At 28.6% G+C, this 18,230-nt stretch carries 16 protein-coding genes and 2 CRISPR repeat arrays; of the genes, 5 read left to right on the top strand and 11 right to left on the bottom strand.

Going from position 1 to position 18,230, the window contains the following annotated elements; genetic code table 11:
• Positions 1–9: 9 nt before the first annotated feature.
• Positions 10–231, bottom strand: coding sequence for a DUF1659 domain-containing protein (locus ACWW38_RS10700; protein WP_456257537.1), 222 nt, complete (start codon positions 229–231; stop codon positions 10–12).
• 217 nt (positions 232–448) lie between these two features.
• Here ACWW38_RS10700 and ACWW38_RS10695 point away from each other — a divergent pair, with 217 nt between their 5' ends.
• Positions 449–832, top strand: a complete 384-nt coding sequence (locus ACWW38_RS10695; RefSeq protein ID WP_456257536.1) for a winged helix-turn-helix transcriptional regulator — start codon at positions 449–451, stop codon at positions 830–832.
• Between the two features lie 53 nt (positions 833–885).
• Here ACWW38_RS10695 and ACWW38_RS10690 read toward each other — a convergent pair whose 3' ends face one another.
• The 3 genes from ACWW38_RS10690 to ACWW38_RS10680 form a co-directional block, all read right to left on the bottom strand.
• The gene (locus ACWW38_RS10690) at positions 886–1,233 is read right to left on the bottom strand and encodes a hypothetical protein (RefSeq protein WP_456257535.1); all 348 of its coding nucleotides are present in this window, start codon (positions 1,231–1,233) and stop codon (positions 886–888) included.
• Between the two features lie 15 nt (positions 1,234–1,248).
• Positions 1,249–2,295 carry a ParM/StbA family protein gene (locus tag ACWW38_RS10685; protein WP_456257534.1) on the bottom strand — a complete coding sequence of 349 codons (1,047 nt, stop codon included), beginning with the start codon at positions 2,293–2,295 and terminating at the stop codon, positions 1,249–1,251.
• Between the two features lie 281 nt (positions 2,296–2,576).
• Entirely contained in the window at positions 2,577–2,912 is a 336-nt protein-coding gene (locus ACWW38_RS10680) for a hypothetical protein (RefSeq protein ID WP_456257533.1), read from the bottom strand.
• A gap of 137 nt (positions 2,913–3,049) precedes the next feature.
• Here ACWW38_RS10680 and ACWW38_RS10675 point away from each other — a divergent pair, with 137 nt between their 5' ends.
• Positions 3,050–3,334 carry a hypothetical protein gene (locus ACWW38_RS10675; protein ID WP_456257532.1) on the top strand — a complete coding sequence of 95 codons (285 nt, stop codon included), beginning with the start codon at positions 3,050–3,052 and terminating at the stop codon, positions 3,332–3,334.
• A gap of 75 nt (positions 3,335–3,409) precedes the next feature.
• Here ACWW38_RS10675 and ACWW38_RS10670 read toward each other — a convergent pair whose 3' ends face one another.
• The 4 genes from ACWW38_RS10670 to ACWW38_RS10655 all read right to left on the bottom strand — a co-directional run bounded on the left by ACWW38_RS10670 (position 3,410) and on the right by ACWW38_RS10655 (position 8,122).
• A complete protein-coding gene (locus ACWW38_RS10670) occupies positions 3,410–4,849 on the bottom strand; it encodes an alanine/glycine:cation symporter family protein (protein WP_456257531.1) in 1,440 nt (479 codons plus the stop codon).
• A gap of 104 nt (positions 4,850–4,953) precedes the next feature.
• Positions 4,954–6,168, bottom strand: a complete 1,215-nt coding sequence (locus tag ACWW38_RS10665) for an MFS transporter (protein ID WP_456257530.1) — start codon at positions 6,166–6,168, stop codon at positions 4,954–4,956.
• Between the two features lie 345 nt (positions 6,169–6,513).
• Entirely contained in the window at positions 6,514–7,404 is an 891-nt protein-coding gene (locus ACWW38_RS10660; protein WP_456257529.1) for an AEC family transporter, read from the bottom strand.
• A gap of 136 nt (positions 7,405–7,540) precedes the next feature.
• Positions 7,541–8,122 carry a zinc dependent phospholipase C family protein gene (locus ACWW38_RS10655; RefSeq protein ID WP_456260452.1) on the bottom strand — a complete coding sequence of 194 codons (582 nt, stop codon included), beginning with the start codon at positions 8,120–8,122 and terminating at the stop codon, positions 7,541–7,543.
• Positions 8,123–8,477: 355 nt separating this feature from the next.
• Here ACWW38_RS10655 and ACWW38_RS10650 point away from each other — a divergent pair, with 355 nt between their 5' ends.
• The 3 genes from ACWW38_RS10650 (at position 8,478) to istB (ending at position 13,245) form a co-directional block, all read left to right on the top strand.
• Positions 8,478–9,062, top strand: a complete 585-nt coding sequence (locus ACWW38_RS10650) for a helix-turn-helix domain-containing protein (RefSeq protein WP_456257528.1) — start codon at positions 8,478–8,480, stop codon at positions 9,060–9,062.
• 510 nt (positions 9,063–9,572) lie between these two features.
• Positions 9,573–10,850: a CRISPR direct-repeat array (repeat unit 30 nt; unit sequence ATTTAAATACATCTTATGTTGATGTTCAAC).
• A gap of 162 nt (positions 10,851–11,012) precedes the next feature.
• Positions 11,013–12,485: an IS21 family transposase gene (istA, locus tag ACWW38_RS10645; protein WP_456260407.1), complete on the top strand. Its 1,473-nt coding sequence runs from the start codon at positions 11,013–11,015 to the stop codon at positions 12,483–12,485.
• Entirely contained in the window at positions 12,478–13,245 is a 768-nt protein-coding gene (gene istB, locus ACWW38_RS10640; RefSeq protein ID WP_456257365.1) for an IS21-like element helper ATPase IstB, read from the top strand. Before istA ends, istB begins: the two co-directional genes overlap by 8 nt.
• Positions 13,246–13,313: 68 nt before the next feature.
• Positions 13,314–16,227: a CRISPR direct-repeat array (repeat unit 30 nt; unit sequence ATTTAAATACATCTTATGTTGATGTTCAAC).
• A 190-nt stretch (positions 16,228–16,417) separates the two neighbouring features.
• Here istB and cas2 read toward each other — a convergent pair.
• From cas2 to ACWW38_RS10625, 3 genes are read right to left on the bottom strand one after another with little or no spacing between them, the layout of a single operon-like run.
• Complete coding sequence (gene cas2, locus ACWW38_RS10635; protein ID WP_456257527.1) at positions 16,418–16,708, bottom strand: CRISPR-associated endonuclease Cas2; 291 nt, start codon at positions 16,706–16,708, stop codon at positions 16,418–16,420.
• Positions 16,709–17,707 (bottom strand): type I-B CRISPR-associated endonuclease Cas1b, encoded by a 999-nt coding sequence (cas1b, locus tag ACWW38_RS10630; protein ID WP_456257526.1) that lies wholly within the window; start codon positions 17,705–17,707, stop codon positions 16,709–16,711.
• Between the two features lie 9 nt (positions 17,708–17,716).
• Positions 17,717–18,208: a CRISPR-associated protein Cas4 gene (locus ACWW38_RS10625; RefSeq protein WP_456257525.1), complete on the bottom strand. Its 492-nt coding sequence runs from the start codon at positions 18,206–18,208 to the stop codon at positions 17,717–17,719.
• Positions 18,209–18,230 lie beyond the last annotated feature (22 nt).

Genomic DNA, 18,230 nt, shown 5'->3' with positions numbered 1-18,230 from the left:
ACTCTAGAATTACTCATTTACTATTAAGCTATCATTTTCTCTCATAACTTCAACATTAGGATTTTCTAAAAGATTTCCTAGTGCCTTTGCTACTGCAAATAAATCCTCATCCTTAGCTGTAGTTTTTACATTTGCAAATCTCTGGCTTTTGAATAGATCCTTCCCATTTTTGTCCTGCCCTGCTAGGTACTTAACTACTAATGTACTTTTGATTCCTGTTGAATTTATCATTATTACCAACTCCTTTCATAAGGTAGATATGCATTTCCTAAATAATATCTACCTTTTTTGTTAGATATTTTTAGTGAATGAATTAGCCTTTGATTTTTGTATTTATATACGTTTTGTAGTATAATAACTAGTAGCACACAGATACTTTTCGTAATGTAGTAGCAAGAAAAGCATATAGTGTACAAAAATATACTATATATGTCCGGAGGTACTATAAATGTCAAAGATACAAGAAAGAACTTACAAATGCGGTATGGAGCTTACAATGGACGTAATAGGCGGAAAGTGGAAGACAGTTATTCTCTGGCACCTTAGAAATAGGACCCTTAGATTTAGCCAATTAAAAAGACGATTACATGGCATAACACAAAAAATGCTTACCCAACAGTTACGTGAACTAGAGGAAGATGGTTTAATTGATAGAACTGTTTTTCCACAGGTTCCGCCAAAAGTTGAATATAATCTTACAGACTATGGCAAAAAAATTATACCTGTTCTTTATTCAATTTATTGTTGGGGAATACACTACGCTGAAGACTTTGATTTGGACTTAGACATAGACAAGCAGATACTAGAACAAATCTTAAACAGAGAACTTTAAATTAATAAGGGATTACCTCAAAATACTTTAATTTTGAAATAATCCCTATTTTTTTATATTCTATTTTCTAAATCATCATCAATAATTTTTCTTCTTTTAACCTTAATCTTACTAAAATCAGGCTTTTCATTTTCAATATTTTTAGGTGCTATTGCTGGTTCTTTTGCAAAAGCTTCCACAATAGGCGGTTCCTCTATGGTAGCAACAGTAAAATGGCTGCTATAGGCATATCTCATATCTAAAAGGTTTTCATCAATATTCTTTTTACCTTCGAATATAAGCCCTTTCAATATTAAATCCTTTATCCTATCACTACGATCTCCTTCAACATACTTTAAAAGTTCCTCATTAACTATTTTATCTTTCTTTTTTCTCTCTCCTATATATAGTGATATTTGCATAATCAGCCTCCCTTTCTAAACAGCTTTTCTCTTCCATTTTCTTACCCCTTGTTTAAATAATCCTGATGGATTTTGAGTCCTATTTAAATACATTGCATTTTTAAACTCTTCCTCAAGGTAAGGTTTAAGTATTGTAGCTCCCCCTCCAGTAAATATAATATTATCAATGAAAGGAAATGCATTTTCCCAAACTGTTTGTATTTCTAAAATTATTTTTCTTGCAAGGCTTCTATATGCCTTTTGAATTACTGGCGCTAAATCATATCCTTTAATCTGTCCACTAGCCACTATATATTGAATTTGTCCATCTGATACATTAAAGTGTAACTCTTGTTCTATGTAATCTTTAATCCACATGTAAGCCACATACATGCCGCTATTTTTAGTATCACAAAAATCTGCTAAAGGCTCTAGAGCATCTACTAAATATAAATTATGAGTTTTTCCTCCTATGTCAGATATAGCGTTAACCTTTCTTGCTACATCTTTATTTGTTATATTCCCATTATTATCCAATATTAAATCACATAATGTACCATGGGGTTGAGCCTTTATTATTAGGTCTTCAACCTTTATTATCCTATTTTCAAACTCTTTTTGACCGTATAATCTCATGCCCAAATTATGTTGTCTTATAACTTTAGCTTTCATTTTTTCTATTTTTTCTTTATCTAAACTAGATTTTACTGGTAACCCCATAACAAGCTTAACCCTACTTATAGGTTTCTTAGACATTAAGCTTAAATGAGTTTTTAAAAGAATATCAAAGGAAGTGTCATTATGCTTGTCCGATGCTCCATTCCACTGCATATTTCTATCTTGCTTAACAGCGCATTCTCCAACTAGATACCTGGACCCATTAACTTCAACTTCTATTCTACTTAAAGGATTTAAATTAGTTTCCTTTAAATCATTGTCTTTGTTATAAGAAGGTCTCCATGCGGTAACATAAGATGGTGTTATAAACATCTCACTATCCTCTGATCTTGATTTAGTATCTGCATAACCATCATCAATCACCTGTACTGAGAAAGTATCTACTATGTTATTTGTTTTAGTCATTAAAAGTTCCTCCCTTAAAATATGTTGTACTATAGCTGAATATATTATATTGCAACTTCATTCCATTTTATTCCATTATAGTATACTGGTAAAAAATAGTAAATACCTTTTGGGATTTTTTTTACTTTTAATTGTCATAAACACCATCTCTTATTAATATAATATAGGTTAAAAAGGGTTAAATGAGAGTTAAAAAAGACTATCTTCAAAACAAAGTTTTGAAGATAGTTCCTCTCTAAAATTCATTTATAACCAATATATTTCTCATTAACTCTTATTTTTTATTTAGTGCTGGAATTTTTAATTACATACTTTTTTTCAATTCTATAATTTATGCCATATCTGATAGCTATATATCCTGTCATAATAAACATTATTTCATGCATTTTTAAATTTTTCAAAACTCCAAGGATTAGAATTATGAGTACACCGTAAATAATACTTTGTATGATAACAGCTTTCTTTAAAGCCTTAATATACTTATCTTTATTTAATATTGTTTTGTCACGGCTTTCATGATGACCTATCTGTTTCGGTATAGTTCCCCAAAAAAGAAAAAAATCAAAAATTACTACCAATATACATATTACTATTATAAAAAAATTATTTTTAATCATTTTTCCCCCTATATAATAAATTAGTTGATATAATTATTCTTTAATTAATAACATAATACCATAACAGTATAATTTTACAATATAAGTTCATATATGGTATGATTAATTATATACCATTATAGTTAGGAGGAATATTTTTGGATTGGGTTATTGTAATTCTAGAAATAACATGTTTCGCTTTTGGATTTTATTATATATTTAAAGGCCTAAAATTAAAAGAAGAATCTTTAAATGATGAAAAAAGAAATGTTATAAAAAATATTAAAGGATATATTTTAGCAAATAGAATACTTAATATTTTAGTAGGAGTTATTCTCATTGTTATTGTGGGAGTGTTTAATTATCCTAGAATAGCTACAATAATTTTTGTTATACTAGGAATTATATATAATATAATAGAAAAAAGGTATTTAAAAAAATAAAAAAGGTGCTATCTCAAAATAATTTTTAAAAGTTATTTTGAAACAGCACCTATATTATTCCTCGCCTATTTTATACTAAGAAATTTGTTCAGATATATCATTTACTTCCCAGCACTCAGCATTCTTTAGACCAGGAATCACATCTGCAGTAAATACAGGATTTTTTCCTTCTTTTTTCTGTCTATCATAATCTTTTAATGCTATAAAAGCTATTTTACTTAATCTTGAAATTGAAATTAGATTTATTATAGCCATTACACCCATAAATAAATCAGCCATATCCCAAACAATTTGAATTTTAGCTACAGATCCAAATATAACCATACCAATTACAGCTAATCTATATACAAATAACCATACCTTACTTCCATTTAAGAACTCTATATTTGTCTCTCCATAATAGTAATTTCCTACTACAGAGCTAAATGCAAATAAGAAAATACATATTGCTATGAAAGTGTTTCCCCAAGGACCTACTTGAGAGCTTAAAGCACTTTGGGTTAATTGTATTCCTTCTAAGTTAGTATTTGTGTACACTCCTGAAATTAAAACAATGAAAGCTGTACAACTGCAAATTAAAAGTGTATCAGTAAATACTCCTAAAGTTTGAATAAGTCCTTGCTTTACAGGGTGAGTTACATCAGCTGTTGCTGCAGCATTAGGGGCACTTCCCATACCTGCTTCATTTGAGAAAAGTCCTCTTTTAATACCCATCATAATAGCTCCGCCTATTCCTCCACCAGCTACAGCTTTTATTCCAAAAGCATTGGTAAAAATAAGGGCAAATACTGATGGTATATGTGTTATATTCTTTGATACAACGAATAATGCAACTAAGATATAAGCTATAGCCATAACTGGAACTATTACTTCTGCAACCTTAGCAACTCTTTTTATTCCTCCAAATATTATAATAGCTGTAAGTCCTGTTACAACTAATCCAACTATAAGTCTTTTAACTCCGAAAGCTTGCTCAAAGGCAAAAGAAATTGTATTAGCTTGTACGGAATTAAATACAAGTCCAAAAGATACAGTTATAAGAATTGAAAAGATAACTCCAAGCCATCTTTTATTTAGGGCCTTCTCCATATAGTAAGCAGGGCCCCCTCTAAAACCATGTTTATCTTTAGTTTTATATATTTGAGCTAAAGTACTTTCAACAAAGCTTGAACCAGCTCCTACTAACGCAATAATCCACATCCAAAATACTGCACCAGGTCCTCCTAAGGAAATTGCAATAGCTACTCCTGCAAGGTTTCCTGTGCCTACTCTAGAGGCAGTACTGATACAAAAAGCTTGGAAAGACGAAACTCCTTTACGTTCTTCTCCATCATCTGAAACAGATTTTATTGCTCCTTCCCCTAATAGCCTGAACATCTCACCAAAAAATCTAAACTGTACAAAATTAGACTTAATAGTAAAATATAGTCCTAATGCTATAAGCAATACAATAAGAACATAAGACCACAGTATTGTATTACTTACTGAAATCATCTTCTGCAAAAAATTAAGCATTAAAATCCCCCTTCTTAACTTGATATAAATTTATATACAATAATAAGATTTTATCAGAAAAACGGCCTTATATCAATTTGTTTGAACATTCCAAATAGTGGAGGCTAACTTTCAGATGTACTTGTATTTGACAACAAAATATAAATATTTATTATAACTAATACACTTCCTACTACCGCCATAAATATAAAAGATGTATTTAAAGAAGTTGCATCTCCTATTTTCCCTATCAAAGGAAACAGTAGTATCATAAAAAAACTAAATATCATACTTTGAAAAGATAAAATAGTAGCTCTGCTTTTGCTAGGAATTAATTTATTAATATAATCCCCTGTAGTTACACAAACAATTGAATCTGCAATTCCAATTATTACATAGAAAACTTCAGATGCATTGGTTAATGCAATTCCCCAAATGGATAGTACAACTACTATAGGCATAAAAATAATTATTCCCTTTTCCTTTAATATTTCTCCCAGCTTATATACTTTTGTAGCTACCATTCCTGCTAATAAAGATGCAATTGATAGGCAAATTCCTATTTTAAACTCTGAGCTGCCTTGAGCTTTCCAGTAATTTTGCAAATAATAAAACAAGCTTGTTACAAATAATGATATTATATTAACAAAAATAATTAGAAATCCAACTTTTTTATTATCTTTAAATATCTTTATACTTTCAGCAATCTGACTTAACAGTAAATTTTCAGATTCTTTTTTAGCTTTTTTAATTATTTCATCCTCTTCAATTTCTACAGGCTCAATAAAGGTAAAAGCTTCTATAAAAGTTATTACGGCTATTATAGCACTGACCCCAAAGGCCAATAAATAATCCTTTGATCCTAAATATCCTCCTAAAATCAAAGCTGCAACACTACCTATCTGCATAAACATTTCATTTTTGCCATTAATTTTTATATAATCTTCTTCCTTACCTATTACTTTTAAAGAATCATAGATTAATGCCTCTCCAGCTCCTGATTCCAAATTAAAGGATATTGCCAAAATTCCAAAGGACAAGGCAAACATATAAAAACTATTAGATACTATCAACACTATCACACTTATCATTGATAGTAATCTTCCAAGTATCCTGCTAATCTTTCTTCCCCACAAATCAGCAATGGCACCTGTAGGCACTTCCATAGAAAAAGATACTAAGTGGAAAATCCCCTCTAAAGCTCCAATCTTGCTTAAGCTCATTCCTTTTGTGGCTAAATATATCATCCATATTCCTTGAGTTAAATCTAATCTACTTAAAAAAATAAAAATATAATTTTTAATTATGTTTGATTCTAACTTGCGTTTATCTATTTTCATAAAAAGTTTCCCCCGTTAATTTTTTAGTATATCAATTCATTTTCTATTCCCTCCCACCAAAATGCGCGCAAAAAAGCCTAAGCAGATATATTTCCACTTAGGCATCATTACTATTGTTTATATTAAATGTTCTATTCTAAGTTTGAAGGATTATATCTTCAGTCAATTCACAATATATTCAATTTTGGACGCACTTTCCCCTTGGTATCCAAAAGTGAATGTTATATTGCATACTACACTCAGATAATCTCGAATGTATGAACTAACTGATATGCTCATGTTTACCCTCCATTTAATTTATTTCAATCTAAATTATATCATATCTTGGCAATTATACCAAATTAATTACACTGGAAATAAAATTCTTGCTATATATATTACAAAAACAAGAGTTATAGCTCCAAATAGTGTAGAAGTCATTACCACTTGAGAAGCAAAATCAGGGTAATTATCACATTCAACTGCAATTAAAGCGCTATTAACTGCAGTAGGTAAAGCTGAAGAAATCATTATAACTTGAGCTATGATCCCCTCTACAGCAAATACTTTCACAAGAATGAATCCTATAATAGGTCCAACTAAAAGTCTTATAGCTGAAGCTATATATACCTCTATATTTTTAAGCTTAATAGATGTCTTAGAAAGCTGAACTCCCAATGTAATTAAGGCAACTGGCACAAGTCCCTTTGAAGCATATTCAAAGGCTGGCCAAATAGGTATATTAGTCATATCATAAGGTATAAGTTTTAATATAAAAGCTAATGGTATTATATAAATTGAAGGCATCTTTAAAACTTTAATAAAAGATTCTCTCCAATGAGTATTAGCCTGTCCAGCATTTACAAACCCTAATGTATTGGTTGTAATATCTTGTATTACTAAAACCATTATTTGAGCAGTTAGTGCAACACTTAAATATGGCTTTTGTCCATTTATTATAAATGGAGCACTGCTAAATACTAGAGTCATTAGAGGAATACCTATATTCCCTGAATTGTAAAACATAATTGAATTGGCAAAAGCATTTTTCATACCTTTATTATACTTTCTTTTTTTAGCAACTATAGAGGATAATAAGGTATTTATGATTAAAATTAAAGCTGTTATAATCATAACTTTTACCATTTCCAAATGAATTTTAGTAATATAAAGATTTACAAAAGTAAATGCCGGTACAAATATATAAAAATTCAGTTTAGTTAAAGTAAATATATCCAGGTTAAACTTCCTATTCATTAAATATCCAATTATAATTAGTACGAAAATTGGCACTATGTTATTTGTTAATATGAAAAAAAATACATTCATCTATATATAATTATTCCTTTCTTTCAATTAATATTGCATAAAGAACCCAATATCCATAACTATTTTAAATTACATTAGATATTATATTATTATTTTCAACTGCACTATTTAGAATCATAGCTAATATACTTCCACAAACATAATAGGAAAATGTCAAATCATTATTACAATCTAGTGTTCCATCATATTGCTTTTGTAATTGTAGTATAAAATCTTTGATATTTTCTAAATCTAAAGTCTCATTTATTATAACAGTTGGTATAAACTTTTTAGCTACTTTAGCTAATTCATTTTCATACATTACATGGTTTTTTATAGCATTAGGACTTTTAAACTCCCATCTATAATAATGAGGTGCACAAAAGAAGTCACATAAAAAGTGGCATAAAACCCCAAGTTCTTCACTAAACTTTTCAATTACTTGCTTAGAATAAAATTCTTTTGATGAAAATAGTGATAAATATTTTATTTTTTCTAATACCATATCTATACTTTCATTAAAGTAATGTTTCTTAAAAGTATATTTAGGTACAAAGTCCGGTTTAGCATTTCCCCATATAAACTTTGAACTATTAATTAAATATATGTTTTTATTATTACAATATTTAATTATATTGTCACCAATTAACCTGTGAGTATTAATCATCAAAATATGAACAACCCCTCTAAAAATTATTTAATAAATTTACTTTCCTTTTTTATTATAATACATAGTTATATTATGTTTCCACATGTTATATATTTCCTTACATATTTTTCATAAAAATTAATCAAATAATCATAAGCCTTTTATACTAGGATAAACACTAAATTTAAATTTTATCCGATGACTACCCGCTCTAATACTCCCATCTTATTCAAAGTGGGAGTAAAGAGCGGCTACGTCCCTGGATAACGATTTCTAAGCTTCAGTGTGAGTAAGAACTCCCTCTGAAGCCAAGAACTCTGTTTATGTAGATATTTTCTTACAAGTGCATATTTGCCTATTGGAGGGGATTAATATGACAAACTTTACAATGATACAAAATGAAATTTTAAATTTAGAATTAAGTGGACAAGCTTTTAAATTATATTGTATTCTAAAAAGCTATTGCTTTAACAATAAAACTACCTGCTTTCCATCTCAAAAGACTTTATCAGAAAAACTTAATAAAAGTGTTAGAACTGTACAGAGATCATTAAAGGAGTTATGTGACTGCGGCCTTATAACTGTAAAAAGAAGAGGTTCTATTAGTAATGTTTATGAGTTGAGTTCTTCTAAATCTGAGGTGAACAAAGATATTAATGATAATATTGATAGTTCTGCTAGTGCTAATACTAATGCTAGTATTGATAGCACTAATGCTAGAAAACATGACAATGTACATAGTGAATTGAGCTATATTTATAAAGGATTAGAAAATAAATCTAATAATAATCTACCAAAATATAACTTTAAGCCTCAAAATAATTGGAATAAAAAAGAAGATTCCTTTAATGATTTTCATCAAAGGAACTATGACTTTGATAAACTAGAAAGCCTTCTTCTGAGACAAGCTACCGTGCCAAATAATTTATATGAAATACTAAACTCAGTTGAATCTTAACTCGCTATATTTTTTTCAGACTTTTTTGTCATATCTAATGCGACAAAATGGTGTCTTTTGATATGACATAACTTACATTTCTTATGCGACAGTTTTTTAGTCTAAAGAATACTAAGTTAAGAATATAGTTGAAGAATACTAACTTAAAGTTTGATGGCGGTGGTTTGTTTTTGATTTATTAGATTTAAAAATTGAATTTTTAATATCAAATTTAAATTTTGAAAATTTTAAGTATATACTATGAAGTTCTCATATATACAAATTTTACATTAGTATATTTAGCTAATATCATAAACTCCTAATAGTTCCGTACAATTATATGTTTATCTACTTATATAGTTAAGAAATTCAATTATCATTATAATCTAAAAATAAAATTCAATACTAATGATTAGAAAGTAAGTATCTAAAAGTTATAGTTTTAGGGAATATAATTATATATAGGTATGATTTTTAATCCTTATTTCATTTTTAATATCATAGCATTTATAATAAGGTTCTAACTCATAAATTTATATACATCTTATGTTGATGTTCAACCAATGCAGATTTATTAATAATAGATGATTTAGGATCATTTAAATACATCTTATGTTGATGTTCAACTATATGTCAATATATCTCAAACCAAGGATAAAGAATTTAAATACATCTTATGTTGATGTTCAACAAAACAAGAACTTCCTCTTGAATTTGAGGAAGCTCCATTTAAATACATCTTATGTTGATGTTCAACAGTACTTACAACAGGATTTGGACTTCATAAAGCTAAATTTAAATACATCTTATGTTGATGTTCAACTTTTTCAAAATTGTTTTCTGACGTTTAACTAATTTTATTTAAATACATCTTATGTTGATGTTCAACAGGTCTACTAAATATACTAAAGATTTAGTTAAACATTTAAATACATCTTATGTTGATGTTCAACATTAATTGGTATAACCAATGCAATAATTTTGATTGAATTTAAATACATCTTATGTTGATGTTCAACTAAATGACTTGTCAACAAATGTTGGACAAAGCATAAAATTTAAATACATCTTATGTTGATGTTCAACTTAGAAAAACAAGCAGAGGAACAAGGCTATACACATTTAAATACATCTTATGTTGATGTTCAACATGGCCTTAGTAAACTTGGAATAGTTACTGGTGCTGGATTTAAATACATCTTATGTTGATGTTCAACTCTAATAAACAGTACAGGGAATTCAACAATTGTAACATTTAAATACATCTTATGTTGATGTTCAACGAACATATATGTGGATTTAGGAACGGGAATGAGTAAATTTAAATACATCTTATGTTGATGTTCAACTTAGAAGATATACCCGATTATATACCTTATGTTAGATAATTTAAATACATCTTATGTTGATGTTCAACACCTTACATATGTACATGTTGGTAATAGAATCTTATTTAAATACATCTTATGTTGATGTTCAACAAGAAGAATCCACAAAGAACAGAAGAAGATTTTCTTATTTAAATACATCTTATGTTGATGTTCAACTGTTTTCATATGTCAAACCTCCTGTTATTTGACTTATTTAAATACATCTTATGTTGATGTTCAACATAAACACTATTAGATCAGGGGATAAGATAAGTCTATTTAAATACATATTATGTTGATGTTCAACCTTTACTATACGGATACCAAAACTTTAGAAAGTAGGATTTAAATACATCTTATGTTGATGTTCAACATCTAATGTAACTATATTATCTACAGGTTGGGTAAAATTTAAATACATCTTATGTTGATGTTCAACAAGCTAAACCATTTACAGGTCCTGCACTAGTTGTGTTAATGGTAATATAAAAATACCCACTTATGGGATTAAAAAATCCCCACCTATCTTTAAAAATATTGTCCTATGTAGTTAAATTATTTTAACAAGTACATAGGAGGAAAGGATATGTTGGGGATAGCAATGCATACAACAATTGAAACACTTTATAAAAAAGGATTGAATAAGTCTCAAATATCAAGGATGTTAAAAATTGATAGGAAGACTGTAAGAAAGGTTTTGACAGCAATAGAAACCGAAGGTGAGGTTATTAAAAAGACTAGGCCATCAATTTTAGATCCACATAAGGAATATATTCAAATTCAAGCAAATAAAGGCCTGACGGCCAAAAGAATACATCAAGACTTAATAAGAGATTTTAACTTTGATGGAGGTTATGACACTGTTAAAAAATATGTTAAAACAATAAAGGATATCCCTTCTAAGGTATACATGGTTCTTCATTCGCAGCCTGGTGAAGAAGCTCAGGTAGACTTTGGTTATATAGGGACTTTAAAAATAAATAACACATATAAAAAAGCTTGGATCTTTGTAATGACATTAAGCTATTCAAGGTATATGTACGTTCAAATAGTATTTGACCAAAGCGTTAAGACCTTTATTGAGTGCCATAAGGCTGCTTTTAAGTATTTTGGAGGCATCCCACAAAATATAAAAATTGATAACTTGAAGGCTGGTATTTTAGAAACCGACTTCTATGAGCCTGTAATTCAAAAAGAATATGCTGTATTTGCATCTTATTATGGATTTTGGGCGGAGCCCTGCAGAGTTTATACTCCTACGGATAAAGGAAAAGTTGAATCATCTGTTAAATATGTAAAAAATAATTGCTTTAAAGGAAGAGAATTTAAGGATGCTGACGAAGCAAAGACTTTCCTAAAAGAGTGGCTTGATAATATTGCAAATAAAAGAATACATGGAACTACTAAAAAAACACCAATAGAAGTATTCACATCTACAGAAAAGAATAGATTATCATCCCTACCAATTGAGGACTTCGTCCTATCTCACAGCAGTGAGTGTCTTGTAAATACAAACTGCCATATCTCCTATAAAGGTAATTACTATTCTGTACCTTATGGGTTTATCGGACAAACTGTTAAAGTAATAGAAATGAATGGACTTTTAAGGATATTTTTATCCGAAAAAGAAATCGCCCTCCATAGTTTGCAGACCAATGAAAAGGGCAACTTTATAACAGATATAAACCACTATCCTAGAAGTAAGAATATCTCTATTAAGGACATTTTGTCAAGACAAAAATTAGAAATGAGTGAAATAGGAATTCATGCACTGGAATTTTATGAGAAATACTTAAATACCAATCTTAAAAATAGAAAATATGACTATAGAGCAATTTCTGGAGTACTCTCTTTAAGAAAAAAATATGATAGTGGAACTATAAATGAAGCCTGTAAAAGAGCTATAACATTTAATGCTATAAGTTATAAAATGATAAAAAACATCTGTGATAAAGGTGTAGTTTGTGATGAGATACCAGCCCAAAGCTATGTTAACTCTGAAGCTACAGAAATCGCAAGAAGTTTGCATGAATATAATAAATTACTATCAGGGGGAGTAGGAAAGAATGAATGATTTACTTTTATCTAAACTAAAAGATTTGAAACTCTCAGGGGTGATTAAAACCATCGATATGAGGAATGAAGAAGCCATAAAAGATAATTTATCTTTCATGGAGTTTATTGAGTTATTGATAAATGACGAGGTATTAAACAGAAAAAATAATGGTAATACTAAGAGAATTTCTAAGGCAAAGTTCCCACAACATAAATCTTTGGAAGAATATAATTTTAATTATCAACCTACGGTTAATAAAAGATTTATTTATAATTTAGGGACTTGTGAATTTATAAGAAAAAAAGAGAATATAGCATTTATTGGCCCACCCGGAACTGGCAAAACTCATTTAGCGATAGCTTTAGGTTTTAAGGCTATCGCCCAAGGATATAATGTTCTATTTACTACAGTTAACCAAATGCTCGAAGAGCTGTATATGTCTAGAGCAGATAACTCTTTTAACTCAAAAATAAAGAAGTACATATCACCAGATTTACTAATATTAGATGAGCTAGGTTTAAAAAAGCTCACACAAAGCAATGTAGATGATTTTTATGAAATTATCGCTCGAAGATATGAAAATGGCTCTATTATCATTACTACAAATAAGGTTTTTGATGAATGGGGAAGGATTTTTTATGATCCAGTTTTAGCTACTGCTATCTTAGATAGATTCATACATCATTGCCACTTTGTAGTTATAAAAGGTGAGAGTTATAGGATGAAACAAAGAGAAAGTATATTAAAAGAAATCTCCTGTGACGAAAGTCACAAATAATTTTTTATCTAAAGTGGGGAATTTTTAGTCCCATTTTTGAGGAATTTTTATTGACAATAACAAGTTGGATTTAAATACATCTTATGTTGATGTTCAACAGAACCACAAATGTCTTTAAGTTTAGCATTTTATTCATTTAAATACATCTTATGTTGATGTTCAACTTGATTTAGCTAATTATGCAATTATGGCATTAATATTTAAATACATCTTATGTTGATGTTCAACTTTATAGCTCATATTCAATATATTTTTAATCTCTAAATTTAAATACATCTTATGTTGATGTTCAACGGAATATTAGTAAAGTTTAATGCAGTTCCGCCAGCCAATTTAAATACATCTTATGTTGATGTTCAACGCTATAATAATAAACTAAAGGAGGTTTTAGCATAATTTAAATACATCTTATGTTGATGTTCAACGGATAAGAAATTAAAAATACATGACTTAAAAATTTAATTTAAATACATCTTATGTTGATGTTCAACAATAAAATTGCTTCCAACTGGTATTACTATATATTCATTTAAATACATCTTATGTTGATGTTCAACTAAACCAAGAGGTTGAAGAATTATATAAACAAACTGGATTTAAATACATCTTATGTTGATGTTCAACACCATTTAAATCGACACACATTTTATGCCCACTTCTATTTAAATACATCTTATGTTGATGTTCAACATGCACTAGCCTTATTTACGCCTTTAATCAATCCGATTTAAATACATCTTATGTTGATGTTCAACTAGTCATTCTTTTTACCTCCACCGGAAGCAGGATCTATTTAAATACATCTTATGTTGATGTTCAACTGTTAGTGTTCCAACTTCTGCCTTAGTCGCTTTATCATTTAAATACATCTTATGTTGATGTTCAACAAGGATAAGGAGCTTATTGAAGTAACATATGAACCTATTTAAATACATCTTATGTTGATGTTCAACTTTCAAGGAAACTACCATGTTCTAATGTTACCAGAATTTAAATACATCTTATGTTGATGTTCAACGGGTTTTCCAAGGATTTCTGATGGAGATTGCTTCATTTAAATACATCTTATGTTGATGTTCAACTTATTCATTTCTTCCTCAAACATTCCGCTTGACCAATTTAAATACATCTTATGTTGATGTTCAACCGAACAATTTCAAGTAAATCAGTATCAATTACGCCGATTTAAATACATCTTATGTTGATGTTCAACTTGTGGAGAGTTCATATATGATGGTGACGAGTACTAATTTAAATACATCTTATGTTGATGTTCAACCACTACACCCTATCATTCTTTGTATTTTCTTAGGATTTAAATACATCTTATGTTGATGTTCAACAATGAAATGTCGGCTCAACGTGCTAAATCACTTACATTTAAATACATCTTATGTTGATGTTCAACGGAGGTAAATATGAGTAACATTATTAAAATTTTAAAATTTAAATACATCTTATGTTGATGTTCAACATTTAATTTAGGGAGGAATTTAAGTGTATTTTTAATTTAAATACATCTTATGTTGATGTTCAACCAGTTACCTTATACTTTTCTATATTTTCTAATCTACATTTAAATACATCTTATGTTGATGTTCAACAATCATCTAGATAGTGTTCGTAAGCTCTATTACACATTTAAATACATCTTATGTTGATGTTCAACAAGATACTACAAATGGTATTCAGCGAAGATTTATATTTAAATACATCTTATGTTGATGTTCAACTTACAAATATGGTTTTGATATGAGCGTTAGAGTTTCATTTAAATACATCTTATGTTGATGTTCAACCTAATAGGTTTATTAGTAGGCTTAAATTTACCGTTATTTAAATACATCTTATGTTGATGTTCAACGCTTCTTGTCTTATGTTTTTAACCAAATCTCTATAAGATTTAAATACATCTTATGTTGATGTTCAACAGATGATAAATTACCACTTAGTAGCAATATTATTAGATTTAAATACATCTTATGTTGATGTTCAACAAACGAAGCTATACAGACACAATATAAGCTGTTTAATTTAAATACATCTTATGTTGATGTTCAACGAATTAATTAAATACATGGAACTCAATGGATTCTTATTTAAATACATCTTATGTTGATGTTCAACCTTTACACCTTTTCCACCGTAATATTTATATATCTTATTTAAATACATCTTATGTTGATGTTCAACTTCCAGTACCGACTTTAATAACAAGTATTATAAGAGATTTAAATACATCTTATGTTGATGTTCAACTAGCAAAGAATATCTTTTCAATTAGCTTTCTCATGTATTTAAATACATCTTATGTTGATGTTCAACAAAACAAGGATTGTCTAGTACTGGTTATTATAATGATTTAAATACATCTTATGTTGATGTTCAACCAATTTATATTACTGGGTACTTAAAAACAAAGCTAAATTTAAATACATCTTATGTTGATGTTCAACGGCTTATCTGTAGCCTTTCTTTTAGCCTTTCATTTTCATTTAAATACATCTTATGTTGATGTTCAACTATCTTTGAATTATGCCTATAGACTTACAACATCGTATTTAAATACATCTTATGTTGATGTTCAACCGGTACTAGGAGATATGTAACTGAGGTTGTAGCAAAATTTAAATACATCTTATGTTGATGTTCAACTGTAATTCTTATAGAGTTCTTCAATTTCTTTTTTAGATTTAAATACATCTTATGTTGATGTTCAACAGCAATTATGGTGGAAGAGGAATAAAAATGTGTTCATTTAAATACATCTTATGTTGATGTTCAACCAGCTTAGAAAAATGTGTAAGAAATTAACTCTACAATTTAAATACATCTTATGTTGATGTTCAACGAAACAGTAGAGGATCTATTCAATCAAGATGAATTATTTAAATACATCTTATGTTGATGTTCAACGAGTAAGAAAGAAGCAGAGCCAAAAGAAAGATTACTATTTAAATACATCTTATGTTGATGTTCAACCCCATGGAAACTAAGCCATTCTTATATTCAAATTTATATTAAAAACTTAGTATTAGTCAATGTTTCCATAGATTTTTACCAAGTTAATTTATAAAAATCATATTTCTTATGTAAAACCACTTTAGCTGCTTATATTCAGTATATTTCATGTGGTTTTGAAATTATATAACCTGGTAAAAATCTTACTATTTTATATTATTAGATCTTCACCTGTATTATTTTGCTTGTTTCCTAACACTTCTTCTCCATAAATATTATTATTCATTAACTTTATAATACAAACAAAATCTTCATTTTCATCTATTACTTTTTTCAAGTCTTTTTTCAATAAAATAAGATTTGCTGGTGTTATCTCTCCTCTAAAAACAGACTTCTGAAAATGAGATAAATATTTTTTACACACTTTGAATACCCTGTTTACTCTTTTTTCTTTAACATCATAAAAGAGAAATGCATAATTATAGTTAAGATTTTTACCCATCTACATCTTCTCCTTTATACTGAAAGGTTTAAATTCCTTATCTTCTAATATAAACTTAATAAGCTTATAACAATCTAACTTTATAGCAGTTCTATATGTTACCTTTCTTCTAAGCTTTTCATGTAGAAATACACTTTCCAATCTTTCTTCAAAAGCAGTTATGAATATCTTTCTTCCTTCATCATTAAGCAGACAATAATTCACCTTCTTATCAAAATGCTTGGCTACCTGAAGTTTTTTATTGTTAACTAAATCAAATATAGTTTTAAAAACCAAAACAGGTTTAAAGGATTCACTTATATCTAAGCTAAGAGAAAATCTTCCTTCTGAAGGTTCATGTAGAAAGCTTATTCTTTGATCTAAATGGGTGTTATATATTGTTGTTATGGTTTTTCCATATAGTAATGTATTTCCAAAAGAAATAAGGGCGTTTATAGGATTATCAGGAGGTCTTTTTACCCTCTTATTCATAATAAAATCTTCTGGAAGTATATGCTTAAACTCCCCATAAAATCTTTGCCAAGTTTCACCCTCTACTTGCATTACTTGTTTAATATCACTGGCTTTATCAAGATTTATTTTCATATACCTTCTTATCCAATCAATAGTTCCTTTAACTTCCTTTTTATCATGTTTATAATAATGGTATAGAACCTCGTATATATTTTCTCCAATAGCTTCTACTATAGCTTTAGCTACTAACAGCCTCTTATTGCTATAAGCCTCCACTTGCTTAACTAATATTTTTCCACTATTATACTGCTCTCTTGGGTAGAAAGTACCACTATAACCTTCATAATAGTTAAAAAAGTGCATAACTATGTTATTTTGGGCCAAAAAATCTAGAAGCTTACTATTTACACTTACTTCCGACATGCAATAAATTTCTCTTGTGTTTTCTACCGGTATATAAACATTTTTATTATCTTTTCTAAAACATAGAGAGTTATCTTTTCTTGTTAACTCCCCCATAGATGTAATGTATCTGGTGCTCCCCATTTCTTCCTCCTAAATATAGCAATATTCAAAGTATGCACATTTTTTACACTTGGCTTCATTAATAACTTTTGGTGCATCCTCTTCTAATAACAAGTTTTCAATGTTATTTTTTATATTCTCTAATTCTATTAAATTTTTATCGTCTAACTCGACAATGATTGTATTTTTAGTTTTGTTTTTTTCCACAAATTCTAGTTTTCCTTTTCTCTCTATTCCTTTATCTTTTAGTACTTTTAAATATAATAACACTTGCCATTTGCTAGCTTCTATATCTGCGTCAGATTTCTTTATTTCTGTTAAATATTCTGATGTAAGTTTATCGATTTTTATATTATCAATACTAATCTCTGATTGTTTACTTTTCTGACTTTTCACTTCATGAATAGCTTTTCCTATTTTTACATCCTGACTGTTATCCTCTAAGTTAACCCTATTTCCATGCAACCAACATTGTCTTTTGCAATGAAAATAATAATTAATTAGTGTACCATTTACTTTCATAAATCCTCCTAAAAAACCTTAG

It is taken from the genome of Clostridium sp. JNZ J1-5 (genome assembly GCF_053901425.1).
The sequence above is the reverse complement of the archived record's forward strand: the minus strand, read 5'-3'. Positions and strand labels throughout refer to the sequence as shown.

What these genes read in the sequence shown, in the direction of transcription:
- istB (WP_456257365.1), top strand. Translation starts at nt 12,478, where the DNA reads ATGAATGATTTACTTTTATCTAAACTAAAAGATTTGAAACTCTCAGGG.
- cas2 (WP_456257527.1), bottom strand. Translation starts at nt 16,708, where the DNA reads ATGGGTAAAAATCTTAACTATAATTATGCATTTCTCTTTTATGATGTT.
- ACWW38_RS10690 (WP_456257535.1), bottom strand. Translation starts at nt 1,233, where the DNA reads ATGCAAATATCACTATATATAGGAGAGAGAAAAAAGAAAGATAAAATA.
- cas1b (WP_456257526.1), bottom strand. Translation starts at nt 17,707, where the DNA reads ATGGGGAGCACCAGATACATTACATCTATGGGGGAGTTAACAAGAAAA.
- ACWW38_RS10665 (WP_456257530.1), bottom strand. Translation starts at nt 6,168, where the DNA reads ATGAAAATAGATAAACGCAAGTTAGAATCAAACATAATTAAAAATTAT.
- ACWW38_RS10670 (WP_456257531.1), bottom strand. Translation starts at nt 4,849, where the DNA reads ATGCTTAATTTTTTGCAGAAGATGATTTCAGTAAGTAATACAATACTG.
- ACWW38_RS10655 (WP_456260452.1), bottom strand. Translation starts at nt 8,122, where the DNA reads ATGATTAATACTCACAGGTTAATTGGTGACAATATAATTAAATATTGT.
- ACWW38_RS10625 (WP_456257525.1), bottom strand. Translation starts at nt 18,208, where the DNA reads ATGAAAGTAAATGGTACACTAATTAATTATTATTTTCATTGCAAAAGA.
- ACWW38_RS10685 (WP_456257534.1), bottom strand. Translation starts at nt 2,295, where the DNA reads ATGACTAAAACAAATAACATAGTAGATACTTTCTCAGTACAGGTGATT.
- ACWW38_RS10650 (WP_456257528.1), top strand. Translation starts at nt 8,478, where the DNA reads ATGACAAACTTTACAATGATACAAAATGAAATTTTAAATTTAGAATTA.
- ACWW38_RS10695 (WP_456257536.1), top strand. Translation starts at nt 449, where the DNA reads ATGTCAAAGATACAAGAAAGAACTTACAAATGCGGTATGGAGCTTACA.
- ACWW38_RS10660 (WP_456257529.1), bottom strand. Translation starts at nt 7,404, where the DNA reads ATGAATAGGAAGTTTAACCTGGATATATTTACTTTAACTAAACTGAAT.
- istA (WP_456260407.1), top strand. Translation starts at nt 11,013, where the DNA reads ATGCATACAACAATTGAAACACTTTATAAAAAAGGATTGAATAAGTCT.
- ACWW38_RS10700 (WP_456257537.1), bottom strand. Translation starts at nt 231, where the DNA reads ATGATAAATTCAACAGGAATCAAAAGTACATTAGTAGTTAAGTACCTA.
- ACWW38_RS10680 (WP_456257533.1), bottom strand. Translation starts at nt 2,912, where the DNA reads ATGATTAAAAATAATTTTTTTATAATAGTAATATGTATATTGGTAGTA.